We start from the raw sequence: 23,955 nt of genomic DNA, 5'->3' as shown, positions 1-23,955 counted from the left end.
CCGCCGGCGCGACGCCTCAGGTGCCGCAGAAGGTGCGGTAGCCGACGCCACCGTCCTCGGGCGCCATGGCGAAGGCGGCCTGATCCGGCTGATCCACGTAGGGGCGGGACAGCACGGTCAGGAGCGTCTCGAACGGGGCGAAATCCCCCCGCTCCACGGCTGCCTCGATCATCGCCTCGACCCGGTGGTTGCGCGGGATGAAGGCCGGATTGACCCGGCGCATTGCGGCGGCGGTCTCGGCCGGGTCGCGGGCCTCCTGCGCGAGCCGCCCGCGCCAGTCCTTCGCCCAGGCATCGTAGGCCGTTGGATCGACGAACAGGTCGCGCACGCCCGCGTCGGCCTCCGGCCGCTCCGCGGCGGCGCAGAGCGTGCGGAACGTCAAGGTGAAGTCGGCCCGATTCTCGGCCATGCGCTTGAGGAGGTCGCCCGCCAAAGCGGCGTCGCCGTCCCGGGGCTTGGCGAGGCCGAGCTTGCGGGCGAGGCCGCCGTGATAGGCCGTCTCAAAGCGCGCCGCATAGGAGGCCAGCGCCGCCTCGGCCTCGGCGACCGAGCCCGCCTCGTCCTCGGCGAGCAGCGGCAGCAAGGTCTCGGCCAGCCGCGTCAGGTTCCACAGCGCGATGCGCGGCTGCTGGCCGTAGGCGTAGCGGCCGTTGCGGTCGATGGAGCTGAAGACGGTCTCGGGATCGTAGGCGTCGAGGAAGGCGCAGGGGCCGTAATCGATCGTCTCGCCGGCGATCGACATGTTGTCGGTGTTCATGACCCCGTGGACGAAGCCCACATGCAGCCAGCGGGCGACGAGTTCGGCCTGGGCGGCGATGACGCCCTCCAGCAGCGCCCGGTAGGGGTTCGCGGCCGAAGCGGCCTCGGGATAGTGCCGGTCCACGACGTGGTCGGCGAGCGCCCGCAGACCCTCGACATCGCCCCGGACCGCGAAGAACTGGAACGTCCCGACCCGGATGTGACTCGCGGCCACGCGGGTGAGGACCGCGCCCGGCAGGAGCGTCTCGCGCACCACCGGCTCGCCGGTCGTCACGGCGGCGAGCGCCCGGGTGGTCGGGATGCCGAGCGCCGCCATGGCCTCGCTGACGAGATACTCGCGCAGCACCGGACCGAGCGCCGCCCGCCCGTCGCCCCGCCGGGAGAACGGCGTCGGGCCCGCGCCCTTCAGCTGGATATCGCGGCGCTGCCCAGTCCGGTCGAGCACTTCGCCCAGGAGGACCGCGCGGCCGTCGCCGAGCTGCGGCACGAACTGGCCGAACTGATGTCCGGCATAGGCCGCCGCGATCGGATCGGCGCCCTCCGGGACGGCGTTTCCCGCAAGCGCCGCCACGCCGTCCGGGCCGGCAAGCCAGTCCGGATCGAGGCCGAGCTCCGCGGCGAGCGCCCGGTTCAGCCGGACGAGACGCGGGGCCGCCACGGGCGTCGGCGGCCGGCGCGCGTAGAAGCGCTCCGGCAGGCGGGCGTAGCTGTTGTCGAAGGGGAGTGCCGTCATCGTCGGGATCTATGGACGGTGGGCGCGGGGGACAAGCGGAAGCCTGAAGGAGCTCGTCGATCGCGTCACCGCCGGCCGGCCGGGTCGTTTCCACCGATGCGTGCCGCAGCGCTCGCGGCAGACGGGCCCGGTTCCGTGCACCCGCTGCTCTGGCCCCACCGGCAGGCGCGGCCTGTGATGGCGGCCCGATCCGCTGGGCGCGACGGCCACGGCGGCGGGCCCACGCCGCGTCTGTCCCGCCGGACCGATATCCCTCGAAGTCGCGCCCCGGCGGGGACAGGCCCGTGCGGCTGCGCAAGTTCGGCTGGGGGCGCCGGGGCTGTGACGGGACGCTAGCGGCTCGTCGTCGGAGGGGTCCCGGTGGCCGGAGGCTTGCCGGTGCCGACCTGACCCTCCGTCGGCGGAACGGCCGACGGATGGGTGACGGCTTCCGTCGCCGTCCGGCCGGGATCCTTCGTATCGGCCGCCGGCTTCGGTGCGGTCTCGGTCCGGGGCGCCGGTCCGGTTCCGGGCCGATCCTGCGCCCAGGCTGCGGCCGGGAGGGCGGCCACGGTCGCGGCGGCGAGGAGAAGGGCGGGGATCGGTCGGTTCACGTTGGGCTCCGTGGCGTTCAGCCGGGCGTTCCGCAGGGCCAACGGATGGCCGCAGGCGTCGTTCCGGCACTCCGCGCCGCGGTTTTGACGGGTGGATGCGGCCGCCCTGGCCGCGCCCGATCCCGTCATTCCGAGTCCGGGCCCCGGGATCGCACGTCAGGGCCCGCAACCTCAGGGCTCACGCCTCCGCGTCGGCCTTCCGGGTCTTGCGGCCCTTGGCCACCTTCGTGCCGTCCGCATCCGGCGCCGCGGTGGACGCCGCAGGCTCGCCCCGCTTCGCGGCCGGGCTCCGGCGCTTGTGGCCCAGGCCGGCATTGCGGGCGAACTCGGCCCGCATCGCCGAGTAGGTGGATGCGGTCGTCGGATAGTCCGGCGGCAGACCGTAGCGCTGCCGATACTGCTCGATCGTCATGCCGTTGCCGGTGAGATGCCGCTTCAGCGTCTTGTACGGCTTGCCGTCGATGAAGCTGATCAGGGCGTCGGGGGTGATCGATTTCTTGATCTGCGCAGGCGTCGCCTTCTTGAATTCCGGCTCGGCCGAGACCGTCGTCTGGCTCAGGCCGGCGAGTGCGGCATGAACGCCGGACAGCAGCGACGGAAGATCGGGGACCGGGACGGAATTGTTGGCTACGTAAGCGGAAACAATGTCGGCCGTCAGCTCCACAAAATCGACTGGATCCTGATGCGGTGCGGGATTGCTATCTTCCATGAACGCCTCTCACGTTGGAGTGATGCATGAACGTTGATCCGCCTCTCGACAGTCAAGTCCATATATGAGCGAAGATAACCTATTATGGCTGTTATCTACCGAATGTCTGGGCGAATACCAACATAGATCAGTAGCGATTCTGCCGCTGGATCATTCCGGTCGGAGCTGGCTGCGCGGCTTCCCTCGGATCGGCCGCACGGGGGCCTGCGGCGCGGGCCCGGGCGGGCGGCTTCAGGAAGTGTTAATCCTGCCGTGATCAGTGGCAGGGTCGCTCCGGCTTTGGGGGTAAGAAGCCGAACGGCAGGCGGGCCGAGCCCTGCCCCTCCATGCTCGGCCCGCGCCCCTGCGGCGCTCACGCGTTGACGGCGGTCCCGATCGGCGTGGCGATCGCGCCGCGCGTCCCGGGTGGGACCACCGATTGCAGAATCCGCGCCGGACCGGATGCGGGATCCCCGCGATAGCCGCGCTCGAGCGTCATCAGCGCGTGCATCGGGGCTTCAGCCAGGTCGAGAAGGCGCGCGTCGCGCCAGCGGCGCTTGGTGAGGCCGGTCCGGCTGAGCCACCGGGGCTTCTCTTCCTCGACGAGCAGGACCAGCTTGCCCGTCCACGTCTTGCGAAACCAGAACCGTCCCGTGAGCTTGGCTGCGCCGAACATGCCGCACCTCGCGTGAGAGCCCCCTGAGCCAACGTGGGTCAAGCTCGGCGGTTTCCGCCGGAGACCGACCGCAGGATGCCGGGCTGGCGGCGCAGACATGCATCGGCGACATGCATTGGGACATGTGCAAACGTCCGCGTCCGCGTCCGCGTCCGCGGCGACGGTCCGGCCGGGCCGGATTCATCGGCAGGTCGCGTCGTCCGGGCGCCCGCGGCCCAGGACGGCGAGCAGGCGGCCCGCCACCGCGCCGGCCAAGGCCGCGACGGCTTTCACGAGGAAATCGTCGAACCGGCCGTGGCGGGTCCCGGTAAGGGTCTGCCCAAACTCCAGGCCGCCGGCGAGGAGGATGCTGCCGACGAGGATCCAGCGCCCGTGCCGCGGGTAGCCCATGGCCATCAGCAGCCCGGCGAGCGCGTAGGCGGCGAAGCGCTCGATGCTGGGTTCGGCCGTGACGACGGGGCGGAGCCCGATCGGCACCAGCGTGACGGCGGCGATCAGGGCCACCAGGATCCAGGCCGCGATCCGGATCAGGCCGAGCCACGGCACCTTCCCTCTCAGCATCGCGGAATCGTAACCTCGCGCCGACGGCGCCCGCGTACAGTGATGGCGCGCTGCCGCCTGTAGCATAACGGCGGCCGGGGACCGGAACATCTGCTCATGCTTCGTCGTCTGGTCGCCGTGATCCTGTTCGCCTTCGCCACGGTGCCGGCCGCCATCGCGGCGAACCCGGTGCGGGACGTGCTCTGGGTGGCGCTGCAGGGCTGCGTGCTCGCCAAGAAGGCGGCGGGCCGGAGCTTTCCCTGCCTCTCCGTCGACCTCGGCGATGGTGCGCGCTCGGGGACGGCGGTGCTGCGCGCGCCGGGACAGCCCACCCACACGGTGGTGATGCCCACCGACAGCATCTCGGGCATCGAGGCGCCCGTGCTTCAGGGACCGCGGGGCGCCGCCTATTGGCGTGCGGCGCTCGCGGCCCGGCACTTTGTGTCTGATGCGCTGCCGGGCCGGCTGCCGGTCGCAGCGGTGGGTCTGGAGGTGAATTCCGTCGGCGGCCGCAGCCAGGACCAGCTTCACATCCATCTCGACTGCATGCACCGGAGCGTCATGGCGGCCCTGAAGGCCCATGGCGGCGCCGTCGGCGAGACCTGGGCCCCGTTCCCCGTGCCGCTGGAGGAGGCGCGTTACGTCGCGCTGCGGATTCCCCCGGACGCGGTGGCGGAGTTCAATCCGTTCGCGGCGCTGGCCCGGGTGCCGGGCTGGCAGGGGCATCTGCACGACGCGAGCTTCGCGGCGGTGGAGGCGGATCCCGGGGATCCGCAGGGCGGGATGATCCTCCTGGCCTATCGGGAGCAGGAGGCCAGCGCCGAGTACCTGATGGATCACAGCTGCCGGATGGCCAAGCCCGGCCGGCACGGCTGATCGGCCGCCATCCCGAGCCACGGCCACTGTTGCTGCTACGTTCTATCCGAGCTGGGCGCGAATCGGGCATAAAGCGATCATGCGCATGCCGGTGCTCAGCTTGTCCGCGATGCTCCTCCTGACCACCGGTCCTGCCGTCGCGGGTCCGGTCGCCGGAGCGTCCGATCCGGCCGAGCTGGAGCGCGCGTGGCACCGCTGCCTTCGAGACGCCTCCGGGCATCAGCCGACAGGTCAGAGCCGCGCCGGGGACGAGCGCAACGCCCTCGACGAGTGCAAGTCCCGCGAGGATGCCCTGGTGGCATCCCTGATGGCCGGCGCCCGCCCGGCGGACGCACGCACCGGCACGGTGTGGTCGCGGACCTGGGCCGCGTTCGCGGAGCCCCTTGTCACCTGGTTCGGGGCGCTGCGGCGCTGAGGGCGCCCCGCGCCGCGTTTCTCGCGTCCGATCCAGTCCCGCCTGGCCGGCACGATCTTGTGCGCTGCGTGTCCGCAACGCTCACGAACCGTCGCGGATATCGCGTTCGCTGAAGCCCGCTCCGCGGCGTCGCACCACGCCTTGCGCGACGAACCGCCGCCGCCGCCGATCGTTGGGCATCCATGAGCGCGCAGAATCCCAAGCTTCATTCCGATGCCGTCGCCGAGGCCCGTCGTCGCGAGATGGCGACCGAGCATCTGCTGTTCGGGACGGTCCGGTTTCTGGCGCAGCGTCATCCGGAATTGCTGGACGAGCTTGAGGGCAGCCTCGCCCACCTGTGGGATCCGGTCGAGGGCGAGGCGCGGGACGATGAGGCCGTGCGGACCATCGCCCGGCGCATCATCAAGGGCCTGCGGGCCGAAGGCTGATCCGGCCCGTCCGGGCTCACCGCTGGGCCGCGTCGTTCACCTTGACGGTCGGGATCATCGCGACGGCCTTCGCGGTCACGCGGTCGAAGACATCGCCGGTGAGGCCGCGCTCGGTCGCGAGCTTTCGGATCCGCTCCGCATGCTGCGCGAGGGTCAGCCCGAAATAGGTCTTCTCTGTCGCCTGTTCGACAGACTCGTTCGCCACGCTTCGACTCCTGTTCATGGTGGGTGAGGGCCGATGATTTGGGCCGCGGCGGCCGCGGCTTCAAGCCCCGCCCGGAACAGGGCGCCCCGGACATGACGGTTCGTCATACCCTTGGGGGCGCCCTGCAGATGGCCCGCTTGGCCGGGCGCGATGGGGCCGGACGGCCTGCGGTCTCAGCGGCTGCAGCCGATGCAGATTCCGCGCGTGATCGCGTCGTTGCGCTCCTCGATGGCATCCCGCCGCTCGATGCTGCCGGTCTCGCTCGGGCCGAGGGCGCCGGGGTTGGGCACCGTCTGGCCGGTCGCGGCGGTGTGGGGCGCCTTGGCGGTCGTATCGGGGCCGCCCCCGGTTCCCGTCCTGCCGACGGGGTCGGCCCAGGCGGTGGCTGAAGCCAGGCTCAGGGTGGCGGCCATGGCGAGGGTTGCGGATCTGCGCATGTGAAGCTCCCGGAACTGCGTGCGTCGGTCTGCGAGAAACCGACGCCTGTCCGTTCATGAAGTTCCCGCGCCCGCGACGCGCCCGCGCCGGCATGTGGTGCATTCGGGGGCGCCGTTTCGCGGCGATACCGTCGAATTCCGCGGTTAACCTTCGGGCGTAATGGCTAATCAATTTTGAGAGGTATTTCGCCGGCGGAATTGGCGGATCGTGGCGCAGTAACATACGGAGGCGTGCGTCATGAACCCGACCGTCAAAGCCGTTCTGCTGAACGAGCGGGCCGCCGTGCTGTCGGCCATCGCGGCGCGCCAGGGCACGGTCTCCGACCTGCTGGTCCAGATCAACGGCGTCGAGAACGACATCTGGCGCCTGCGCCACCGCCTGATCGACCTCGAAGCGTACCTGATCGGGCATCGCGTCGACCTGCCGAGCGCGGATGGCGGATCCGCCGGGACCGCGGAGGCCGCCGGAACCCTGACCCGGTGCGATCCGGTGCCACCGGCCGGGATGCGGCCCGCGGAGGTGATCGGCCTTCCGGCCTGCAAGCCGCTCGGCGAATTCGTCCGCACCAAGGGCGGGGCGCGGAAGGCGCAGGCCGCCGCCGGCCGTCTGGCCGAGACCGCCTGAGAGGGTCGGGGGATCTGCGCATGCGCCGCATCCGCACTGGCCTGCGCTGGCGGCGCGGGCCGCCGGCACCGATCCTGCCCGAGAGTCTGACACGCTTCGTCTCGGAGCCGGGAGCGTTCACCGCTCCGCTGTGGGACATCGCCCTGGCGTTGCTGGCCGGCGTCGTCGTCGCTCTCGCCTGCGGCTGGATCCTCCAGGCTTGGTAGCCGGTCCTGACTGTATCCCGCCCATGGCCTATGAGGATCGGCGAGGATCCGGAGGGATGGACGGATGAGCGACGGCAGCGGCGCGCCGAGCGTGAAGATCGCGGAGGTCCAGCGCCTCGCCACGGCGCTTGCGGCGCGGGTGCGCTACGCGCAGCTCGTCGGCCGTCCCGTCTATGAGGCGCAGATCGCCGCCCTGGTCGGCGCTGCCCGCCTCATGGACGAGGAGAAGGCACCCTGGCCGCCGATGGTGGAGGAGGTGCTGACCGAACTCGCCCGCTCGATCGAGGGGGCCGTCACCGTCGCGGCTGACCCGCCGGAAGAGCCCTGAACGGCCGCCCGTCTCCCGGTCCACGCATCGTCGGTGCCCCGCGCGAAGGCGTCCGCCGGGCCGAGCCCGGACCGAATCGGCGCGCGGGCCGTCATCCATCTGCACGCCTGCTACGCGGGGCGGGCGATCCCCGTTTGCGCCATCGCGGGGGGCGGCTGCCGGCCGGACCCTATCGACGTCGGAACTTCGGCGCGAAGGGTCGATTGACCAGAGGGATCGGTACGGAGATCTGCGCCCGTCGCCATCGTGCGATGGACTGATCCGGCCGAAGTCTTCGCCTTGAAGTCGATGGCCGAATGATCCTGAGCCTGCAGGCCGTGCAGGTCGCGACCAGCAGCGACGATACCGAGAGCCAGCTCGTCTTCGCCGACGGATTTCTGGTCGCGGTGTTGGTCCGCCTCTCGGCGCAGCACGGCGAGGACACCGGAAAGTGGTTCCTGGAGGCCGGATTCGGCCCGCTCGCACCGGCTTGTCCGCCGCTCTTCGCGGATCTCGCGGCCGCCCGGGCCTGGATCATGCGGCGGCTGATCGCTGCGGCGTAATCCCGATACCGCCCGCCTTCAGAGGCCTTTCGCGAGCCAGCGGAGCGCGTGTCTGAGGCGCGTTGCGCCGTCCCCGGCGAACCAGAGGCCGTGTGCGAAGATGACCCGCTCGGGAGCCAAGGTGAGAAGCTCGCTCGCTGCTCTCGCGGCGTCGTGCCGGCGGAGTTTGATCACGAGGCGCAGGTAGGGTGGCGGCTGGCCGTGCGGTCGCGTCATGCGGGCGAGGCGCAGGAAAGGACGCAGGAGCGCCGGCATCTTCTCCGGTTCCAGGTTGAGGACGAGATCGGTCAGGATCAGCGTCCGGCTCGCCCCGTGGAAGAACGCGACCTCCCGGAACCCGAAGCCGCCCGGCACGACGATCTGGCGCAAATCGGCCGCCCAATCGGAGGGGGCGTCGTCCCCGAGAACCCGGTCGATGCGGAGGCCGGCGCGGCGGACCGGGCGACGCTGGCGGAGATTCGGAGCCGCCCAGGTCAGCGCCTCCGGACAATGCGCCTGCCACGCCTTCAGGAAGGTCCAGTGGGCGATGTTGGGGGCGACCAGATGCCGGATCGGCCCCAATGCGGCGATCTCGCGGTACAGGTGCGGATCGAACCGTGTCGGTGAGTGCAGCCAGAGTCCGCCGTCGCGAAGGCGGACGACGGTCATGCGGACCGGTAGGGGGATGCCGAGGACGCGGAGCGGTCCGCTGTCGACGATCCAGACGCCATCGGCCACCGGCTTGAGGATGTCGAGGGGCGGATAGGTGGCTTCGGGCAAGTCCCGGTCTCTCCCTCGGCCGCGCAACGTCGCGCCCACGAACCTGTGCAACCGCGGAAGCGCAACGGATTTCCCGGATGGATCGCCGCAGGCCGGCGCGCCCGGCGTCCTCACAGGAACCAGGACGGCGCGTCGAAGCGCGCTCACGATCCTGACGATCGTGTCGGCGTGTGGCAGGCCCGTCCGAGAGCCGGACCGTCCGGACCGATCCAGATGCGCGTCGCCGCCGCCCCCTTCGGTGCAGCCCAGGGTCCGAACGGATCGAGGCGCAGGGCGGGCGCGGCGGATGGGATGATGCGGCGCTTGTTGGCCGGGAGGTGGAAATCTCCACCTCCACCATCCGCCGCCTCAGCGGGCCCTACACGGCCTGGATCGGTGCGTGCTTGCCGTCATGCGCCGCACCCGAATCCAGGCTCTGCGTCTCTGCGCTGTCCTGCTGGTCCCGCGTCGGCGGCGGATAATCCGTCAGCGGACGCCAGGGAGCAGCCGGGGCGCCCAGGCGGGCGCCGGACGGACGCAGCGAGAGCCAGATCGCCACGGCCATCCAGGGCACGACGAAGAAGACGAAGGCGGCAAGCCCCACGGCGATCCTCCACGAAACGATTTCGTCGTGAGAACGCCGGACGGGCATCCAGAGATCCACCGCCGGGCCGGTCATCCCGCGCGGTCGGTGGATCGCGGCGCTCCGGCAGACGGCGTCGGGTCGGATGGACGGGGCGATCGGGCCTGGAGCCGCGCCCATCCGGAACCTACAACGCTGGGGGCACTCCGCCCGGATGCCCGGATCTGGCCGGCGTATCCCGGTCCGGGAGTCGACGCGGCGAAGTGCAGCCTGCTGGGAGCGAACAATGGCAGATCTGTCCGGGAAGACGGTCCTGATCACGGCGGCGGGGCAGGGGATCGGGCGGGCGAGCGCGCTCGCCTTCGCCCAAGCCGGGGCTCGGGTCCACGCCACCGACATCAACGCGGACGCCCTCGCCGGGCTGCGCGCCGACGGTCTCAGCACCGCGATCCTCGACGTTCTCGATGCGGGCGCCGTCAGCGCCCTGGTCGCGCGGATCGGCGTGGTCGACGTCCTGTTCAACTGCGCCGGCATCGTGCACGCCGGCACCATCCTGGAGATGCGCGACGACGACCTCGACGTCGCCCTCGATCTCAACGTCAAGGCGATGATCCGCACGATCCGGGCGGTTCTGCCGGGGATGCTGGAGCGCCGCGACGGCGCCATCGTCAACATGGCGTCGGTTGCTTCCTCGGTGAAGGGCGTGCCCAACCGCTTCGCCTACGGGTTGACGAAGGCGGCGGTGATCGGCCTGACCAAGGCGGTGGCGGCCGACTATGTCGGCCACAACATCCGCTGCAACGCGATCTGCCCCGGCACGGTGGAGAGCCCGTCGCTCCAAGAGCGCATCCGCGCGCAGGGCGACTACGAGCAGACCCGCGCGGCCTTCATCGCGCGGCAGCCGATCGGGCGGCTGGGTACCGCCGAGGAGATCGCCGACCTCGCCGTTTACCTGGCGGGCGCGACCTACACGACCGGCCAAGCCGTCATGATCGACGGCGGCTGGACGATCTGATCCGGGCCGTATCGCCCTTCACGCCTCCTCCGCGGCTTCACCGAGCAGAGTCCGGATGAAGCGGCGGGTGCGCGGATCCTTCGGGTGGGCGAACAGGTCCGGCGCCGGTCCCCGCTCGACGATCGTGCCGCCCTCCAGGAACACCACCGTGTCGGCGACGCGCCGCGCGAGGCGCAGGTCGTGGGTTGCCATCAGCATGGTCATGCCCTCCCCCGCGAGGCTGGCCAGCACATCCACCACTTCGGCTGCGAGTTCCGGGTCCAGGGCCGAGGTCGGCTCGTCGCAGAGGAGCAGGCGCGGGGAGGGGGCGAGCGCCCGGGCGATGGCGACCCGCTGCTGCTGGCCGCCTGACAGGTTGGCAGGCCAGTCCCCCGCCTTGTGGGCGAGGCCGACGCGCTCCAGCAACTCCAGCGCCCGCGCCCGCGCCCTGGCCTGCGGCCACTTGGCGACGGTGACGAGCCCCTCCGTGACGTTCTCGATGACGGTGCGGTGGGGAAAGAGCTGGAAATTCTGGAACACCATGCCGGTCTGGCGGCGCACCGCGAGCATCTCGCGCCGGGTCGGCGGCCGGTCCGGTCGGAAGGTGAGTCGGATATCGCCGAGGTCGAGCGTACCGGACCGCGGCATTTCCAGCAGGTTGACGCAGCGCAGGAGTGTCGACTTGCCCGAGCCGGACGGGCCGATCAGCGCCGTGACGCGGCCCTCGGGCACTGCGAGATCGATGCCCCGCAGGACCGCGTTGCCGCCAAAACTCTTCTCGATGGCCGACAGGGCGATCATGCGCGCGCCTCCAGATATCCGCCGTATCGCCCGAGCCGCCGCTCCAAGAGCGTCTGGAGCCAGGACAGGCACGTGGACAGGACGAGGTAGATCAGCGCCACTTCGATGTAGAGGATCAGCGGCTCGTAGGTGACGGCCACGATGCGCTGTGCGGCCTGGAACAGTTCCGGCACGGTGATCGCGGCCGCGAGCGAGGTGTCCTTGACCAGCGCGATGAAGGAGTTGGCGAGCGACGGCACCGCCACCCGCGCTGCCTGAGGCAGGATCGTGCGCCGCAGGGCTTGAGCGGGCGTCATGCCGGTGGCGTAGGCCGCCTCCCATTGTCCCCTCGGAATGGAGGCGATGGCGGCGCGGATGATCTCGGACGTGTAGGCGCCGACATTGAGCGTGAATCCGATCACGGCCGCAGGGAAGGCGTCGATCAGGATGCCGGTGCTCGGCAGCCCGTAGAAGATCACGAAGAGCTGCACGAGGAGCGGCGTGCCCCGGAAGATCCACACGTAGAACCAGGCCAGTGCCGCCAGCGGGCGTGGGGCGAACAGGCGCACGAGCGCGGTTCCGAGCCCCAGGCCGAGCCCCAGCATGAAGGCGATCAGGGTCAGCGGGACCGTGAAGCGGAGGCCGGCCGCGAGCAGCGGCCCCAGCGACTGGAGCATGAGGTCGAGCCAGTGCGGCACGGGGCGACGTTTCCTTTCGGTCGAACAGGGTTACGGGTTTCGCAGGTTCGGCCTCGGGGCATGGCCTTCGCCGAAGGATATGTGCGGATCCCCGCGTCCCCTCGGGGAGGGATCCCGATGCGCTCTGCCTTCAGAGGCGCGCCCGGATCCTTGCAGCCTTCAGGCTTGCAGGGGCCTGCAGGCGACCCGCAGGGGCGCCGCGACGGGCCCCTTCCGGACGGCTACTTCGAGACGTCGGCGCCGAAGTACTTCTGGGCGATCGCCGCGTAGCTGCCGTCGGCCTTGATCGACTCCAGCGCCTTGTCGATGGCAGCCTTCAGCGCGGGGTTGTCCTTGCGCATGATGATCCCGGATGCGTCCGCGTCCGTCTGCTCGGCGACGATCTTCACGGGCGCATTCGGCTTCTGCTTGTGGAAGTCGAGGAACGACAGGCTGTCGTTGACGGTCGCGTCGGCGCGGCCGGTGGCCACGAGCTGAACCGACTGATCGAATCCGTCCGTGCCGACGAGCTCGGCACCGGACTGCTCGGCAAGGCGCGCGAAGTTGCTGCTCAGGCTCTGCGCGGCCTTCTTGCCCTTCAGGTCGGCGAAGGACGTGATGTCCGCCCGGTCCGCGCGTGTGATCAGCACGGCCCGCGCCCGGATATAGGGCTCGGAGAAGTCGAACTTCGCCTGACGCTCCTTGGTGATGCCGACTTGGTTGATCACCACGTCGTAGCGCTTGCCGTCGAGGCCGGCGATCAGGCCGTCCCATTTGCCTTCGAGGAATTGCGGCGTGACGCCGAGCTTCTCGGCGACCTTGCGGCCGATCTCCACGTCGAAGCCGACGAGCGCCCCGGAGGCGTCGTGGAACGTGAACGGCGCGTAGGTGCCCTCCGTCCCGATGCGCAGGGTCTTGGACGCACGGATCGCGTCGAGGTCGTCCGCCTGCGCGGGCATTCCGAGGAGGCATGCCGCAGCGGCGAGGACCAGGGCGAGGCGGGTCGAGACAAAGCGCATCGTGATTGGCTCCAGCGCGATAGAAGGTCCTGCCGCTGTCGCCGAGGTCGCTCTCAGCTGTCGACGCGGGACGCAGAAAAGGTTTCGGGCGGCCAGCGCGTGGCCGGGACTTGATGGACCGTCAGGAAATGCCGCCGCATGGCGCCACGCTCATGAAGGCCGCGCTTCCCATATCAAGGGGAACCCGGGACGCCTACCGACAGGGGCATCGTCCCGGGGATATGATGCGGCCGCGGACAGGCCGGCTCCGTGCTAGGAGGAAGCGGGTCTCGAATCCGGACCGATTCACGCGCCGGGGAACGCGGCCTTCTCGATGGAAGGAGCGTGCATGACCTCGCCTGCCCAATCCTACCGGGGCGTCTTCCCGGTCGCCCCGACGGTCTTCGACGCCGCGGGCGCCCTCGACCTCGACGGGCAGCGCCGGGCGATCGACTTCATGATCGACGCCGGCAGCCAGGGCTTGTGCATCCTCGCCAACTTCTCCGAGCAGTTCGTCCTCACCGACGCGGAGCGGGAGACCGTCATGCACGCCGTGCTGGAGCACGTGGCCGGCCGCGTGCCCGTGATCGTCACCACGACCCACTTCGCCACGCAGGTCTGTGCCGAGCGCTCGCGGCTGGCGCAGGAGGCCGGGGCCGCCATGGTGATGATCATGCCGCCCTATCACGGGGCCACGATCCGCGTGCCGGACCTCGGCATCTACGAGTTCTTCCGCGCGGTCTCGGACGCGATCTCGATCCCGATCATGATTCAGGACGCTCCGGTTTCGGGGACGCCGCTCTCGGCCGCGTTCCTGGCGCGCATGGCCCGGGAGATCGCCAACGTCGCCTATTTCAAGATCGAGACCGCGCAGGCTGCAGCCAAGCTCCGCGAGTTGATCGCGCTGGGCGGCGAAGCGGTGGTGGGCCCCTGGGACGGCGAGGAGGCGATCACCCTGATGGCCGACCTCGATGCCGGCGCCACCGGAGCGATGACCGGCGGGGCCTATCCGGACGGGATCCGGCAGATCACCGACGCCTACGCGGCGGGCCGCCGGGACGAAGCCATGGACGCCTACGCGCGCTGGCTGCCGCTGATTAACTACGAGAACCGGCAATGCGGCCTGCTGGCCTGCAAGGCGCTGATGGCCGAGGGCGGGGTGATCGCCCACGAGACCGCGCGGCTGCCGATCCAGCCGCTGCACCCCGACACGCGCGCCGGGCTGATCGAACTGGCCCGCCGGAACGATGCGCTGGTCCTGCGCTGGGGGCGCTGAGAGGGCGCTGCGGCCTCGGACAGGCGACTCCCTGAGCTAAGGAAGGCCCGTAGGCCTTCACCGCCTCTGCTTCACCGCCTCTGCTTCACCGCCCTGCTTCGTCGCCCTGCTTCGTCGCCGCGCGTGCAAGGCGAGCGGGGCCGCCTAACCCGCCCCGCTCAATGCGCCGACGCGGCCGGGTCGCGGGTCCCGAGTGCGCCCGAGAGCCGCCGTACCGCCTCTCGCGCCAGGGCCGGGCTGATGGCGAAGCAGATCCGGACCAGACCTTCGCCCTCCGGCCCGAAGGCGGTCCCCGGCGCCACCCCGACCTTGGCCTCCCGCAGCAGGCGCAGCGCCAGGTCGAGGCTGGGCTCGTCGCCGCCCATCCGGGCCATGAGGTAGAAGGCCCCGTCAGGCGGTGCGACCGTGACGCCCGGGAGACGGGACAAGCCCTCCATCAGGATCGCCCGGGCCTCGGCGCAGCGGTCGACCATGGTGCGGATGAAGCCGTCGCCCTCCTCGAGGGCCGCGATGCAGGCGTGCTGGACGAAGGTCGGGATCGAGGTGGTGCTGTACTGTCCGAGCTTGGCGAAGGTGGGCGCGAGGCCACGGGGATAGATCACCCAGCCGGCGCGCCAGCCGGTCATGGCCCAGTTCTTCGAGAAGGTGTTGGTGACGATCAGCCGGTCGTCCTCCGAGCAGATCTGCAGGAAGGACGGCGCGATCCGGTTGCCGTAGGTGAAATGCGCGTAGACCTCGTCCGAGAGGATCCAGAGGCCGCGCTCCCGGGCGAGGTCGCGCAGGGCCTTCATCTCCGGCAGCGGCATGGTCCAGCCGGTTGGATTGGAGGGTGAATTCACCATGATCACCCGGGTGCGCGGGGTGAGCGCCGCCTCGATATCGGCGAGCGGCAGCGCGAAGCGTCCGTCCGGCAGCCTGCGGTACGGGACCGTCACCGGGATGCCGCCGGCGATGCGGACCGCCTCGCCGAGATTCGGCCAGGCCGGGGACGGGATGATCATCTCGTCGCCCGGCTCCAGCAGCACCTGGGCGGCCTGCATGATCGCGTTCATGCCGCCCGCCGTGACGGCGAACCGGTCGGGCGGGATCTCCACGTCCCAATGGCGGGCGTGATAGGCGCCGAGCGCCGCGCGCAGCGCCGGCAGCCCCAGCGAGGTCGTGTAGCGGGTGTGCCCGGCGAGCATCGCCTTGTGGGCCGCCTCGACGATGAAGGGCGGGGTCGGCAGATCGCCCTCGCCGATCCAGAGCTTCACGACCTCCGGGTCGTCCCGCCCGCGATCCGCCACCAGCCCGATCTGGCTCGTCCCGATGCCGCGGATGCGCGCCGAGAGGGCGGAGGCGAGATCGACGGGCGCGGCGGATGCGGGGATATCGGCCATGGCGGCGCATGCTCTGCTTGCGTCGGGATGCGGCGTGCCGTGGCGCGGCATGCACCGGAGCGCCTGCAGGGTCCCGACCTGTGGGGAAGGCCGCGACCCTGCCGCGTTCGGGCGCGGACGTCCAGACCCGCGCGTCGCCCGGATCAGCCCCGGAGGCCGACGCGCGCGGCCGCCCCGACGCGCGGCCGTTCTGCATTCTGACTTTTCAGACATTTCTGAAATTGCTATATGCCGAGTCGCGCTCAGTGCCGGAGGCCCGACGTGCTCGCCAATCTCGATCCCCTGATCCTCGCCCGCATGCAGTTCGGGTTCACGGTGGCCTTCCACATCGTGTTCCCGGCCTTTTCGATCGGCCTCGCGAGCTTCCTCGCCGTGCTGGAAGGGCTTTGGCTCGCCACCGGGCGTCAGGTCTTCATGGACCTGTTCAAGTACTGGATTAAGATCTTCGCGACCGCCTTCGCCATGGGCGTCGTGTCGGGGCTGGTGATGTCCTACCAGTTCGGCACGAACTGGTCGGTCTTCTCCGACAAGACCGGCCCGGTGCTGGGCCCGATGATGGCCTACGAGGTGCTGTCGGCCTTCTTCCTAGAGGCGGGCTTCCTCGGCGTGATGCTCTTCGGCATGACGAAGGTCGGGCCGCGGCTGCACTTCGCGGCGACGCTGATGGTGGCGTTCGGGACCTTCTTCTCGGCCTTCTGGATCCTGTCGGTGAATTCCTGGATGCAGACCCCGGCGGGCTACGGCACGAACGCGGACGGCCAGTTCGTGCCGCTCGACTGGTGGGCGATCGTGTTCAACCCGTCCTTCCCGTTCCGCCTCGTGCACATGGTGCTGGCCGCCTATCTCACCACCGCCCTGGTGGTCGGCGCGGTCGGCGCGTGGCACCTCCTGCGCGACCGGTCCAATCCGGCTGCCCGGACGATGTTCTCGATGGCGATGTGGATGGCCGCGCTGGTGGCGCCGGTCCAGATCCTCGCCGGCGACGCGCACGGTCTGAACACGCTGGAGCACCAGCCCGCCAAGGTCATGGCCATGGAGGGGCACTACCAGAGCCACCCGGACGGCGCGCCGCTGATCCTGTTCGGCCTGCCCGACCAGGAGACCGGCACCGTCCGCTACGCGGTCGAGATCCCGAAGCTGTCCTCGCTGGTGCTGAAGCACGATCCGAACGCGCCCCTGAAGGGGCTCGACAGCCTGCCGCGGGCGGAATGGCCGCCGGTGCCGATCGTGTTCTGGTCGTTCCGCATCATGGTCGGCCTCGGGATGCTGATGCTGCTGCTCGGCGCCCTGAGCCTCCTCGCCCGCTGGCGCGGGACGCTCTACGCGTGGCCGCCGCTGCACCGCTTCGCGGTGGCGATGGGCCCGGCCGGCTTCGTGGCGGTGCTGGCCGGCTGGATCACCACCGAGGTCGGGCGCCAGCCCTACACGGTCTACGGCCTGCTGCGCACGGCGCAGTCCGCCTCGCCGCTCCACGCGCCCGCGGTGGCGGCCTCGCTCACCGCCTTCGTGGTGATCTACTTCGCGGTCTTTGCCATGGGCACCGCCTACATCCTCCGCCTGATGGCCAAGCCCCCGCATGCCGGCGAGCGCGGCATCGAGCCCGGCGTGCCGATCCGGACGGCGGGCCTCACCCCCGCCCCGGCGATCGATCCCGACCGCCATCTCCAGCCGGCCGAGTGAGGATCCCATGGCCTACAGCTTCGACCTCACGGTGGTCTGGGCGTTCGTGATCGCCTTCGCGGTCTTCGCCTACATCGTCATGGACGGCTTCGATCTCGGCATCGGCCTCCTGTTCCCCCTCCTGCGGCCCGGCGCGGAGCGGGACACCGCGATGAACTCGGTCGCCCCGGTCTGGGACGGCAACGAGACCTGGCTCGTGCTGGGCGGCGGCGGCCTGTTCGCCGTCTTCCCCCTGGCCTACGCGGTGATCCTGCCGGCGCTCTACGCGCCGATCATCGCGATGCTGCTCGGCCTGATCTTCCGCGGCGTCGCCTTCGAGTTCCGCTGGCGCGATCCCCGCCACCGCGCCGCCTGGGACGTGGCCTTCGCGGGCGGCTCGCTGGTGGCGGCCCTGGCCCAGGGCATCACGCTGGGCGCCCTCCTGCAGGGCATCACCGTCGAGGGGCGGGCCTATGCCGGCGGCTGGTGGGACTGGCTCACGCCCTTCAGCATCCTCGTCGGCGCGAGCTTGGTCGTCGCCTACGCACTGCTCGGGGCGACGTGGCTGGTGATGCGCACCGAGGGCCAGCTCCAGGCGCAGGCCCGGCGCTATGCCCTGGGCCTCACCGTGGCGACGGTCGCGGCCATCGCCCTCGTCAGTGCGGTGACGCCGTTCCTCCAGGGCCGCTACGCCGAGCGCTGGCTGGCGATGCCGAACGTGCTCGTTACCGCGCAGGTGCCGCTGCTCGTGGCGCTCGCCGCGTATGCCCTGTGGCGGGCCCTGCGCAGCGGCGCCGAGCGGGCGCCCTTCCTGATTGCCCTGGGCCTGTTCGCCCTGACCTTCCTGGGACTGGGCATCAGCATCTTCCCCGACGTCGTGCCGGGCCGGATCACGATCTGGCAGGCGGCCGCTCCCGAGGCGAGCCAGATCTTTCTCCTCGCCGGCGCCTCGGTTTTGATCCCGATCATCCTATCCTACACCGCGTACGCGTACTGGGTTTTCCGCGGCAAGGTCGACGCGCACGGATATCACTGATGGCACCCGCATCGGCACAACCCCTCTGGAAGCGCCTCGCTTGGTTCGCGGTGCTCTGGGCCTCGAGCGTCGTCGGTCTCGCCTTCGTGGCGACGCTCCTCCGGTTCTGGCTCAAGTCCTGATAAACCGGGGGCGACCCCGTACCTTCTCCGCGTCGGACCCTCGCCGTGCAGCTGCCTCCCCTCGTCCAGACCTTCGTGCTGCACTTCGGCGAGATGGGCTCGCGCTGGGGCATCAACCGGACCGTGGGGCAGATCTACGCCCTGCTGTTCGTGGCCGAGCGGCCGTTCAACGCCGACGAGATCGTGGAACGGCTCGGCGTGTCGCGCTCCAACGTCAGCATGGGCCTGAAGGAACTGCAGGCCTGGAATCTCGTGCGCCTCCAGCACCGGCCGGGCGACCGGCGCGACTACTTCACGACGCCCGAGGACATCTGGCAGATCGTCCGGACGCTGGTCGAGGAGCGCAAGAAGCGGGAAGTCGATCCGACGCTGACCCTCCTGCGCGAGCTCCTGATGCAGGACGCCGCCACCGAGGAGGAGCGGCACGCCCAGGAGCGTCTCAAGGAGATGCATGACCTCTTCGAGCTGTTCGCGGGCTGGTACGCCGACGTGCGCCGCCTCGAAACAGAGCGCCTCGTCCAGCTCCTCACCCTCGGCGCAAAGGTCCAGAAGGTGCTCGAGATGAAGGATCGCCTGACCCGTCTGCCGGGGCGGATCGGCGGTCGGGCATCCAAGCCGGACTGAGTTGGCCGGATGCGCCGGGGCGCACGGCTTCGCCAGGTCCGATCAGGCCCGGGCGAGAGCACGCCGGTAGAGGGCGATGAGGGAAGTGCCGACATGCTCGATATGGCCGCGCAGGCAGGCCGCGGCCTCCTCAAACCTGCGCGCCTCGCACAGGTCGAGGATCTGCGCATGTTCGCAGAGGGCGCGGGTCGCGTCGTTGGAGGTCGAGATCTGCAGCCGCGTCGGCCGTTCGCAATCCTGCAGCAGTCCGGACACGATCGTCAGCGACCGCGGGCGATTGGCGTGGCGGAGCAGGTCGAGATGGAAACGGCTGTTCAGGTCGCCCCATCGGAGGACCTCGCCCATCTCCAGCGCCGCGCCGTACTCCTGCGCGAGCGCGTCGAGATCCCGGATCTCGTCGTGCGACAGGTGCGGGGCCGATAGCAGCAGCAATTGCGGCTCCAGCTGGACGCGCAGCTGGAAGATGTCCTCGACCTCTTGCAGCGACAGGCCGGTCACGACCGCACCCCGATGCGGCATGATCTTCACGAGATTACTGGCTTCCAGCTGGAGCAAAGCTTCGCGGATCGGGATCCGGCTGATCCCGAATTCCTCAGCCAGGGCATCCTGGCGAAGCTGCACCCCGGGCGGCAGGTCCCCGTTCAGGATCTGCTGACGCAACGAGTCCGCGACGGCCGCGGACACGGTCTTGTGCCGCAGCCGATCTGGCGCCGGTCGTCCGGGGACCGCAGGGGACATCAACGCCTCGCCGAATGTATACATTTATGCAGGACACTGTCATGCCGCGGAAACGCTCGCATGTCCAATACCAGATTGTCCTGAGCGAACTTGAGGTTGCAAATTCGCGGGCCCCTGCTGTTGGGTTGTACGTCTCGGCCCCCGCCCGCGATGTCATTCAGCCAGCAGGAACATCATGCGACTCACCTGCTGATCGCCGATAACGCACGCCGACGTGGACGGCACTGATCCAGATTGCGAAAACCAGGACCGAAACCGGGTGGGGCACGGCCCCGTCGCGCGGCCTATCGTTCTGGTGGATCGCGCCGGTGGTGCGGATCGGCCCAAGGCGACTGGGCGAGGGTCTGCCCCAGGTATGCGATCAGCGCCGTCACCCGCGCAGGCCTCGGATCGCCGGGGGGCATGACGAGATGCAGCGCGATCGGGGGCGGCGACCAAGCGGGCAACACCCGTTCGAGGCGCCCGGCCTCGAGGTCGTCCCAGATCATGAAGTCCGGTTGCAGGGCGAGGCCGAGACCGGCCCGAAGCGCCGGTGTCAATGCCTCGGCATTGTTCGCCCGAAGCTGGCCCGCGGGCACCACGACGGCCTCGGTCCCGGCTCCGTCCACGAATCGCCAGCGATCGGGAGTCGGCAGGTAGGCGTAGCCGAGGCAGGTGTGATGGACGAGATCGTCCGGATGTTCGGGCCTGCCGTGCCGGTCGAGATAGGCGGGCGTGGCCACCAGCGAGCGGCGGATCCCGCAGAGCCGGCGCGCCCGCAGCGATGAGTCGGGCAGGGCGGCGATGCGCAGCCCGGCATCGAATCCGCCCCCGACCAAGTCGACGACCGCGTCGGACAGGTGCAGGTCGACCGAAACGGATGGGTATTGCTGCAGGAAGGCCGGCAGAATCGGCGCCACGTGCATCACCCCGAAGGTCATCGGCGCGGCGAGGCGCACGAGGCCGCGCGGCTCTGTGGCGCTCGCCGTCGCGAGGGCCTCGGCGGCCTCACCTTCGGCCAGGATGCGTGCGGCGCTGTCCTTGGCGCCTTGCCCAGCCGCCGTGAGGGCGAGTTTCCGGGACGTGCGGTTGAACAGGCGGGCACCGATCCGGACCTCGAGCCGGCTCACCGCCTTCGAGACCGTGGCCTTCGACAGGCCGAGCTCCGTGGCAGCCCGACCGAAGGAGCCGGTCTCCACCACCTTGGCGAACACCGCCCAGGCCTCAAAATCGGGCAATCGCATCGGTCATTTCCAGAAACGATAGGTTTCCATCGTTTCTATTTTTGCGAGGCATGGCAAGGGGCACATTCCCGTCATCGAAACACGCCGCCCTCCGCGGTGGCCTGTCGGGAGACATCGCCATGGTTCAGACCGGCCTCCATCATGTCACGGCCTTCTCCGGCCCGGCCCTCCGCAACCTCGACTTTCACACCCGCGTCCTCGGGCTGCGTCTGGTGAAGAAGACCGTCAACTTCGACGATCCGGGCACCTATCACCTGTATTACGGCGATGCGGCCGGGCGCCCGGGCACGATCCTGACCTTCTTCCCCATCGAGCACGCCGCGCCGGGCCGCGTCGGGATCGGCGAGACCCAGGAGACCGCGTTCCGGGTTCCCCGCGCCTCCATCGGCTGGTGGACCCATCGCTTCATCGAGAAGGGCGTCGCCCACGAGCCGCTCGTTCAGGTCTTCGGCGCGCCGACCCTGCGCTTCCGCGATCCGGACGGCATGATGCTCGCCCTGGTGGGCGTCGATGTCGGCGATGCGGAGGGCTGGGCGTCGAGCGAGGTACCGGCCGAGCACGCGATCCGCGGCCTCCACGGGGTGACGCTGCTCCTCGACAGGGCCGAGCCCACGGCCGCGATCCTCACGGAGGTGCTCGGCCTGCAGGAGGTCGGCCGCGAGGGCAGCCTGATCCGCTTCGCGGGCAGCATCGAACTCGGCGGGCTCGTCACCCTGCGGGCGGTGGGCGGCTTCCTCCCCGGACGGCCGGGGGCGGGCTCGGTCCACCACATCGCATTCCGTGCGGCGGACGACGCCGCGCAGGCTGCGATGGGGCAGGCGCTCGCGGCGCGGGGCCTGCACGTCACGGAGCAGCGCGACCGGCAGTACTTCCGCTCGGTCTACTTCCGCGAGCCCGGCGGCGTGCTGTTCGAGATCGCCACGGACGCGCCCGGCTTCGCGGTGGACGAGCCGATCGAGGCCCTCGGCCAGGCCCTCAAGCTCCCCGCCGGCCTGGAGCCGCACCGGGCCGAGATCGAGGCCGTCCTGCCCAAGGTCGCCTGAGCCGCGACACCATCATGCCCGCCCCGCATCCGTGCGGGGCGGGACCGCGCCCCATCAGCCGTGAGGCCATCATGACCCAGGATACCACCGGCTTCATCCACCGCTTCGAGCCCGGTCCCGACACCGCGCGTCCCCTGCTGCTCCTGCACGGGACCGGCGGCGACGAGAACGACCTCCTGCCCCTCGGCCGCATGGTCGCGCCGGAGGCCGCGCTGCTCGCGCCGCGCGGCGGCGTCAGCGAGAACGGCATGCCGCGCTTCTTCCGGCGCCTGGCCGAAGGGGTCTTCGACGAGGCGGATCTCCGTCGGCGCACCGGCGACCTCGCCGCCTTCGTGGCGGCGTCCCGGGCACGGTACGGCCTCGGGGCCCCCCTGGCTTTGGGATTCTCGAACGGCGCCAACATCGCCGCCTCGCTGCTGATGCTCCGGCCGGAGACCCTGACGGGTGCCGTGCTGATCCGCCCGATGGTGCCGTTCGCCGAGCCCCCGGCCGCGGACCTCGCGGGCCGGCCGGTCCTGATCCTCTCCGGGGCGTTGGACCCGATCGTACCCGTCGAGAATGCAAGGCGCCTCGCGCAGCAGCTTTCCGCCTCCGGGGCGCGCGTGGAGCATAAGATCCTGCCGGCCGGCCACGGCCTGTCGCAGGCCGATGTCAGTCAGGTCCTCGCATGGCTTCGCAGCCTCCCACGCCCCGAAGCGGCCTGATTCCGCAACTGACGACAGGATGGAGCGATTGACGATGTCCCCGATTTCCTCTCCCGGCGCGACCGCCCTGCTGCCGGTGGCCGGCCGGGTCCTGATGAGCGCGATCTTTCTCGTGAGCGGCGCCGGCAAGCTCGTCGCCCCCGCCGCGACGCTCGCCACCATCGAGGCCGCCCATCTGCCGTTGCCGCCGCTCGCCTACGCGGCGGCGACGAGCGTGGAGGTCGTCGGCGGGCTGCTGCTCATCGCCGGCTACCGCACCCGGCTCGTCGCCCTGATCCTCGCGCTCTTCGCGGTCGCCACCGCGGTGACCTTCCACGCGGCCCTCGGCGACCAGAACCAGATGTTCCACTTCCTGAAGAACCTCGCCATGGCCGGCGGCTTGCTCCAGGTCGCGGCCTTCGGGGCCGGTCCGTTCAGCCTCGACGCGCGGCAGGGCCGGGCCTGACCCGTCCTTCGACTGTTGCGACTATCGGGAGACCACCATGCCCTACTTCACCACGCAGGACGGCACGCAGATCTACTTCAAGGATTGGGGCACCGGGCAGCCGGTGGTCTTCAGCCACGGCTGGCCGCTCAACGGCGACGCCTGGGAGGACCAGATGCTGTTCCTCGGGCAGCACGGGTTCCGGGTCATCGCCCATGACCGCCGGGGGCACGGTCGCTCCGAGCAGCCCTGGTCCGGCAACGACATGGACACCTATGCGGACGATCTCGCCGGGCTGATCGCCCATCTCGACCTGCGCGACGCGGTGCTGGTCGGCCACTCCACCGGTGGCGGCGAGGTCGCCCGCACCATCGGGCGGCACGGCACGGCGCGCATCGCCAAGGCGGTGCTGGTCGGGGCCGTGACGCCCCAGATGGTCCGGACCCCCGCGAATCCGGGCGGCCAGCCCAGGGAGGTGTTCGACGGCATCCGCGACTCGGTCCTCCGCGACCGGTCCCAGTTCTTCAAGGACCTGAGCGGCCCCTTCTACGGCGCCAACCGACCGGGCGCCGCTGTCAGCGACGGTCTGCGGGACACGTTCTGGATGCAGGGCATGATGGCCGGCCTGCGGAACGTGCACGCCTGCGTGGCGGCCTTCTCGGAGACCGACTTCACCGCGGACCTGAAGCGCATCGACGTGCCGACCCTGTTCGTGCACGGCGACGACGACCAGATCGTGCCGATCGACGCCGCGGCGCGCGCCGCCGTCAAGCTCGTGCCGAACGCCGTGTTGAAGGAGTATCCGGGCGCCCCGCACGGGCTGGCCGCCACCCACAAGGACCGGCTCAGCGCAGACCTGCTCGCCTTCATCCAAGGTTGAGGAGACCGGCGGCCTTTCCCGCGCGG

General features: G+C 70.4%; 32 protein-coding genes. 17 read left to right on the top strand and 15 right to left on the bottom strand.

The window, feature by feature from the left end; genetic code table 11:
- Positions 1-16 precede the first annotated feature (16 nt).
- From ABC766_RS14350 to ABC766_RS14330, 5 genes are all read right to left on the bottom strand, one after another.
- Positions 17-1,492, bottom strand: coding sequence for a protein adenylyltransferase SelO (locus ABC766_RS14350; protein WP_345822508.1), 1,476 nt, complete (start codon positions 1,490-1,492; stop codon positions 17-19).
- Positions 1,493-1,824: 332 nt separating this feature from the next.
- Complete coding sequence (locus ABC766_RS14345) at positions 1,825-2,085, bottom strand: hypothetical protein (RefSeq protein WP_043357512.1); 261 nt, start codon at positions 2,083-2,085, stop codon at positions 1,825-1,827.
- Between the two features lie 178 nt (positions 2,086-2,263).
- On the bottom strand, positions 2,264-2,794 hold the full coding sequence (locus ABC766_RS14340) for a MucR family transcriptional regulator (protein WP_043357498.1): 531 nt from the start codon (positions 2,792-2,794) through the stop codon (positions 2,264-2,266).
- 352 nt (positions 2,795-3,146) lie between these two features.
- Positions 3,147-3,449, bottom strand: coding sequence for a hypothetical protein (locus tag ABC766_RS14335; RefSeq protein WP_043357496.1), 303 nt, complete (start codon positions 3,447-3,449; stop codon positions 3,147-3,149).
- Between the two features lie 180 nt (positions 3,450-3,629).
- Positions 3,630-4,010 (bottom strand): hypothetical protein, encoded by a 381-nt coding sequence (locus ABC766_RS14330; RefSeq protein ID WP_043357494.1) that lies wholly within the window; start codon positions 4,008-4,010, stop codon positions 3,630-3,632.
- Between the two features lie 96 nt (positions 4,011-4,106).
- On the opposite strand from ABC766_RS14330, the gene ABC766_RS14325 reads away from it, so the two are divergent.
- The 3 genes from ABC766_RS14325 to ABC766_RS14315 all read left to right on the top strand — a co-directional run bounded on the left by ABC766_RS14325 (position 4,107) and on the right by ABC766_RS14315 (position 5,708).
- A complete protein-coding gene (locus ABC766_RS14325; protein ID WP_345822507.1) occupies positions 4,107-4,865 on the top strand; it encodes a CDP-diacylglycerol diphosphatase in 759 nt (252 codons plus the stop codon).
- A gap of 85 nt (positions 4,866-4,950) precedes the next feature.
- A complete protein-coding gene (locus ABC766_RS14320) occupies positions 4,951-5,280 on the top strand; it encodes a hypothetical protein (RefSeq protein WP_236952769.1) in 330 nt (109 codons plus the stop codon).
- Between the two features lie 182 nt (positions 5,281-5,462).
- Entirely contained in the window at positions 5,463-5,708 is a 246-nt protein-coding gene (locus tag ABC766_RS14315) for a hypothetical protein (protein ID WP_345822506.1), read from the top strand.
- 16 nt (positions 5,709-5,724) lie between these two features.
- Here ABC766_RS14315 and ABC766_RS14310 read toward each other — a convergent pair whose 3' ends face one another.
- Both ABC766_RS14310 and ABC766_RS14305 read right to left on the bottom strand, forming a co-directional pair.
- Positions 5,725-5,913, bottom strand: a complete 189-nt coding sequence (locus ABC766_RS14310; RefSeq protein ID WP_043357488.1) for a hypothetical protein — start codon at positions 5,911-5,913, stop codon at positions 5,725-5,727.
- A 173-nt stretch (positions 5,914-6,086) separates the two neighbouring features.
- A complete protein-coding gene (locus ABC766_RS14305; protein ID WP_043389003.1) occupies positions 6,087-6,350 on the bottom strand; it encodes a hypothetical protein in 264 nt (87 codons plus the stop codon).
- A gap of 238 nt (positions 6,351-6,588) precedes the next feature.
- Here ABC766_RS14305 and ABC766_RS14300 point away from each other — a divergent pair, with 238 nt between their 5' ends.
- The 4 genes from ABC766_RS14300 to ABC766_RS14285 all read left to right on the top strand — a co-directional run bounded on the left by ABC766_RS14300 (position 6,589) and on the right by ABC766_RS14285 (position 8,051).
- Positions 6,589-6,975: a hypothetical protein gene (locus ABC766_RS14300; RefSeq protein ID WP_043357484.1), complete on the top strand. Its 387-nt coding sequence runs from the start codon at positions 6,589-6,591 to the stop codon at positions 6,973-6,975.
- A gap of 20 nt (positions 6,976-6,995) precedes the next feature.
- Positions 6,996-7,181 carry a hypothetical protein gene (locus ABC766_RS14295; protein WP_345822505.1) on the top strand — a complete coding sequence of 62 codons (186 nt, stop codon included), beginning with the start codon at positions 6,996-6,998 and terminating at the stop codon, positions 7,179-7,181.
- A 64-nt stretch (positions 7,182-7,245) separates the two neighbouring features.
- The gene (locus ABC766_RS14290; RefSeq protein ID WP_043357480.1) at positions 7,246-7,509 is read left to right on the top strand and encodes a hypothetical protein; all 264 of its coding nucleotides are present in this window, start codon (positions 7,246-7,248) and stop codon (positions 7,507-7,509) included.
- Positions 7,510-7,805: 296 nt separating this feature from the next.
- Positions 7,806-8,051, top strand: a complete 246-nt coding sequence (locus ABC766_RS14285; protein WP_043357477.1) for a hypothetical protein — start codon at positions 7,806-7,808, stop codon at positions 8,049-8,051.
- A gap of 18 nt (positions 8,052-8,069) precedes the next feature.
- Here ABC766_RS14285 and ABC766_RS14280 read toward each other — a convergent pair whose 3' ends face one another.
- Both ABC766_RS14280 and ABC766_RS14275 read right to left on the bottom strand, forming a co-directional pair.
- Positions 8,070-8,810: a DUF4336 domain-containing protein gene (locus ABC766_RS14280; protein ID WP_345822504.1), complete on the bottom strand. Its 741-nt coding sequence runs from the start codon at positions 8,808-8,810 to the stop codon at positions 8,070-8,072.
- Positions 8,811-9,168: 358 nt separating this feature from the next.
- Positions 9,169-9,468, bottom strand: a complete 300-nt coding sequence (locus ABC766_RS14275; protein WP_345822503.1) for a hypothetical protein — start codon at positions 9,466-9,468, stop codon at positions 9,169-9,171.
- Between the two features lie 190 nt (positions 9,469-9,658).
- Between ABC766_RS14275 and ABC766_RS14270 the strand changes: the two genes are divergently transcribed.
- Entirely contained in the window at positions 9,659-10,387 is a 729-nt protein-coding gene (locus ABC766_RS14270; protein ID WP_345822502.1) for an SDR family oxidoreductase, read from the top strand.
- Positions 10,388-10,405: 18 nt separating this feature from the next.
- Here the strand turns inward: ABC766_RS14270 and ABC766_RS14265 are convergent, their stop codons facing one another.
- The 3 genes from ABC766_RS14265 to ABC766_RS14255 all read right to left on the bottom strand — a co-directional run bounded on the left by ABC766_RS14265 (position 10,406) and on the right by ABC766_RS14255 (position 12,782).
- Positions 10,406-11,167: an amino acid ABC transporter ATP-binding protein gene (locus ABC766_RS14265; protein WP_043357471.1), complete on the bottom strand. Its 762-nt coding sequence runs from the start codon at positions 11,165-11,167 to the stop codon at positions 10,406-10,408.
- Positions 11,164-11,844 (bottom strand): amino acid ABC transporter permease, encoded by a 681-nt coding sequence (locus ABC766_RS14260; protein WP_043760078.1) that lies wholly within the window; start codon positions 11,842-11,844, stop codon positions 11,164-11,166. The genes ABC766_RS14265 and ABC766_RS14260 overlap by 4 nt, the downstream gene beginning before the upstream one ends.
- 221 nt (positions 11,845-12,065) lie before the next feature.
- Positions 12,066-12,782, bottom strand: coding sequence for an amino acid ABC transporter substrate-binding protein (locus tag ABC766_RS14255; RefSeq protein WP_374701391.1), 717 nt, complete (start codon positions 12,780-12,782; stop codon positions 12,066-12,068).
- 388 nt (positions 12,783-13,170) lie between these two features.
- On the opposite strand from ABC766_RS14255, the gene ABC766_RS14250 reads away from it, so the two are divergent.
- Entirely contained in the window at positions 13,171-14,097 is a 927-nt protein-coding gene (locus ABC766_RS14250) for a dihydrodipicolinate synthase family protein (protein ID WP_043357464.1), read from the top strand.
- Positions 14,098-14,255: 158 nt separating this feature from the next.
- Here ABC766_RS14250 and ABC766_RS14245 read toward each other — a convergent pair whose 3' ends face one another.
- Complete coding sequence (locus ABC766_RS14245) at positions 14,256-15,476, bottom strand: pyridoxal phosphate-dependent aminotransferase (RefSeq protein WP_043760080.1); 1,221 nt, start codon at positions 15,474-15,476, stop codon at positions 14,256-14,258.
- A 261-nt stretch (positions 15,477-15,737) separates the two neighbouring features.
- Between ABC766_RS14245 and ABC766_RS14240 the strand changes: the two genes are divergently transcribed.
- From ABC766_RS14240 to ABC766_RS14225, 4 genes are read left to right on the top strand one after another with little or no spacing between them, the layout of a single operon-like run.
- Entirely contained in the window at positions 15,738-17,156 is a 1,419-nt protein-coding gene (locus tag ABC766_RS14240; RefSeq protein WP_345822501.1) for a cytochrome ubiquinol oxidase subunit I, read from the top strand.
- A gap of 7 nt (positions 17,157-17,163) precedes the next feature.
- Positions 17,164-18,171: a cytochrome d ubiquinol oxidase subunit II gene (gene cydB, locus ABC766_RS14235; protein WP_287089261.1), complete on the top strand. Its 1,008-nt coding sequence runs from the start codon at positions 17,164-17,166 to the stop codon at positions 18,169-18,171.
- Entirely contained in the window at positions 18,171-18,293 is a 123-nt protein-coding gene (locus ABC766_RS14230) for a DUF2474 family protein (RefSeq protein ID WP_043346965.1), read from the top strand. Before cydB ends, ABC766_RS14230 begins: the two co-directional genes overlap by 1 nt.
- Before the next feature lie 45 nt (positions 18,294-18,338).
- Complete coding sequence (locus ABC766_RS14225; protein WP_075381225.1) at positions 18,339-18,917, top strand: GbsR/MarR family transcriptional regulator; 579 nt, start codon at positions 18,339-18,341, stop codon at positions 18,915-18,917.
- 42 nt (positions 18,918-18,959) lie between these two features.
- On the opposite strand, the gene ABC766_RS14220 is transcribed toward ABC766_RS14225, so the two are convergent.
- Together ABC766_RS14220 and ABC766_RS14215 are read right to left on the bottom strand one after the other, a co-directional pair.
- The gene (locus ABC766_RS14220; RefSeq protein WP_345822500.1) at positions 18,960-19,655 is read right to left on the bottom strand and encodes a GntR family transcriptional regulator; all 696 of its coding nucleotides are present in this window, start codon (positions 19,653-19,655) and stop codon (positions 18,960-18,962) included.
- A gap of 284 nt (positions 19,656-19,939) precedes the next feature.
- Positions 19,940-20,878, bottom strand: a complete 939-nt coding sequence (locus tag ABC766_RS14215; RefSeq protein ID WP_345822499.1) for a LysR family transcriptional regulator — start codon at positions 20,876-20,878, stop codon at positions 19,940-19,942.
- A 119-nt stretch (positions 20,879-20,997) separates the two neighbouring features.
- Between ABC766_RS14215 and ABC766_RS14210 the strand changes: the two genes are divergently transcribed.
- The 4 genes from ABC766_RS14210 to ABC766_RS14195 all read left to right on the top strand — a co-directional run bounded on the left by ABC766_RS14210 (position 20,998) and on the right by ABC766_RS14195 (position 23,929).
- Positions 20,998-21,921 (top strand): ring-cleaving dioxygenase, encoded by a 924-nt coding sequence (locus tag ABC766_RS14210; protein ID WP_345822498.1) that lies wholly within the window; start codon positions 20,998-21,000, stop codon positions 21,919-21,921.
- Between the two features lie 71 nt (positions 21,922-21,992).
- A complete protein-coding gene (locus ABC766_RS14205; RefSeq protein ID WP_345822497.1) occupies positions 21,993-22,625 on the top strand; it encodes an alpha/beta hydrolase in 633 nt (210 codons plus the stop codon).
- 34 nt (positions 22,626-22,659) lie between these two features.
- Entirely contained in the window at positions 22,660-23,070 is a 411-nt protein-coding gene (locus ABC766_RS14200) for a DoxX family protein (protein ID WP_345822496.1), read from the top strand.
- A 37-nt stretch (positions 23,071-23,107) separates the two neighbouring features.
- Positions 23,108-23,929: an alpha/beta fold hydrolase gene (locus ABC766_RS14195; protein WP_043346975.1), complete on the top strand. Its 822-nt coding sequence runs from the start codon at positions 23,108-23,110 to the stop codon at positions 23,927-23,929.
- Positions 23,930-23,955 lie beyond the last annotated feature (26 nt).

Origin of the sequence: Methylobacterium fujisawaense (assembly GCF_039619325.1) — a bacterium.
GTDB classification, from domain to species: domain Bacteria; phylum Pseudomonadota; class Alphaproteobacteria; order Rhizobiales; family Beijerinckiaceae; genus Methylobacterium; species Methylobacterium fujisawaense.
This window is presented reverse-complemented; position numbering and strand designations above follow the sequence as displayed.

What these genes read in the sequence shown, in the direction of transcription:
- ABC766_RS14350 (WP_345822508.1), bottom strand. Translation starts at nt 1,492, where the DNA reads ATGACGGCACTCCCCTTCGACAACAGCTACGCCCGCCTGCCGGAGCGC.
- ABC766_RS14340 (WP_043357498.1), bottom strand. Translation starts at nt 2,794, where the DNA reads ATGGAAGATAGCAATCCCGCACCGCATCAGGATCCAGTCGATTTTGTG.
- ABC766_RS14335 (WP_043357496.1), bottom strand. Translation starts at nt 3,449, where the DNA reads ATGTTCGGCGCAGCCAAGCTCACGGGACGGTTCTGGTTTCGCAAGACG.
- ABC766_RS14330 (WP_043357494.1), bottom strand. Translation starts at nt 4,010, where the DNA reads ATGCTGAGAGGGAAGGTGCCGTGGCTCGGCCTGATCCGGATCGCGGCC.
- ABC766_RS14325 (WP_345822507.1), top strand. Translation starts at nt 4,107, where the DNA reads ATGCTTCGTCGTCTGGTCGCCGTGATCCTGTTCGCCTTCGCCACGGTG.
- ABC766_RS14320 (WP_236952769.1), top strand. Translation starts at nt 4,951, where the DNA reads ATGCCGGTGCTCAGCTTGTCCGCGATGCTCCTCCTGACCACCGGTCCT.
- ABC766_RS14315 (WP_345822506.1), top strand. Translation starts at nt 5,463, where the DNA reads ATGAGCGCGCAGAATCCCAAGCTTCATTCCGATGCCGTCGCCGAGGCC.
- ABC766_RS14305 (WP_043389003.1), bottom strand. Translation starts at nt 6,350, where the DNA reads ATGCGCAGATCCGCAACCCTCGCCATGGCCGCCACCCTGAGCCTGGCT.
- ABC766_RS14300 (WP_043357484.1), top strand. Translation starts at nt 6,589, where the DNA reads ATGAACCCGACCGTCAAAGCCGTTCTGCTGAACGAGCGGGCCGCCGTG.
- ABC766_RS14295 (WP_345822505.1), top strand. Translation starts at nt 6,996, where the DNA reads ATGCGCCGCATCCGCACTGGCCTGCGCTGGCGGCGCGGGCCGCCGGCA.
- ABC766_RS14290 (WP_043357480.1), top strand. Translation starts at nt 7,246, where the DNA reads ATGAGCGACGGCAGCGGCGCGCCGAGCGTGAAGATCGCGGAGGTCCAG.
- ABC766_RS14285 (WP_043357477.1), top strand. Translation starts at nt 7,806, where the DNA reads ATGATCCTGAGCCTGCAGGCCGTGCAGGTCGCGACCAGCAGCGACGAT.
- ABC766_RS14275 (WP_345822503.1), bottom strand. Translation starts at nt 9,468, where the DNA reads ATGACCGGCCCGGCGGTGGATCTCTGGATGCCCGTCCGGCGTTCTCAC.
- ABC766_RS14270 (WP_345822502.1), top strand. Translation starts at nt 9,659, where the DNA reads ATGGCAGATCTGTCCGGGAAGACGGTCCTGATCACGGCGGCGGGGCAG.
- ABC766_RS14265 (WP_043357471.1), bottom strand. Translation starts at nt 11,167, where the DNA reads ATGATCGCCCTGTCGGCCATCGAGAAGAGTTTTGGCGGCAACGCGGTC.
- ABC766_RS14255 (WP_374701391.1), bottom strand. Translation starts at nt 12,782, where the DNA reads ATGCCCGCGCAGGCGGACGACCTCGACGCGATCCGTGCGTCCAAGACC.
- ABC766_RS14250 (WP_043357464.1), top strand. Translation starts at nt 13,171, where the DNA reads ATGACCTCGCCTGCCCAATCCTACCGGGGCGTCTTCCCGGTCGCCCCG.
- ABC766_RS14245 (WP_043760080.1), bottom strand. Translation starts at nt 15,476, where the DNA reads ATGGCCGATATCCCCGCATCCGCCGCGCCCGTCGATCTCGCCTCCGCC.
- cydB (WP_287089261.1), top strand. Translation starts at nt 17,164, where the DNA reads ATGGCCTACAGCTTCGACCTCACGGTGGTCTGGGCGTTCGTGATCGCC.
- ABC766_RS14230 (WP_043346965.1), top strand. Translation starts at nt 18,171, where the DNA reads ATGGCACCCGCATCGGCACAACCCCTCTGGAAGCGCCTCGCTTGGTTC.
- ABC766_RS14220 (WP_345822500.1), bottom strand. Translation starts at nt 19,655, where the DNA reads ATGTCCCCTGCGGTCCCCGGACGACCGGCGCCAGATCGGCTGCGGCAC.
- ABC766_RS14215 (WP_345822499.1), bottom strand. Translation starts at nt 20,878, where the DNA reads ATGCGATTGCCCGATTTTGAGGCCTGGGCGGTGTTCGCCAAGGTGGTG.
- ABC766_RS14210 (WP_345822498.1), top strand. Translation starts at nt 20,998, where the DNA reads ATGGTTCAGACCGGCCTCCATCATGTCACGGCCTTCTCCGGCCCGGCC.
- ABC766_RS14205 (WP_345822497.1), top strand. Translation starts at nt 21,993, where the DNA reads ATGACCCAGGATACCACCGGCTTCATCCACCGCTTCGAGCCCGGTCCC.
- ABC766_RS14200 (WP_345822496.1), top strand. Translation starts at nt 22,660, where the DNA reads ATGTCCCCGATTTCCTCTCCCGGCGCGACCGCCCTGCTGCCGGTGGCC.
- ABC766_RS14195 (WP_043346975.1), top strand. Translation starts at nt 23,108, where the DNA reads ATGCCCTACTTCACCACGCAGGACGGCACGCAGATCTACTTCAAGGAT.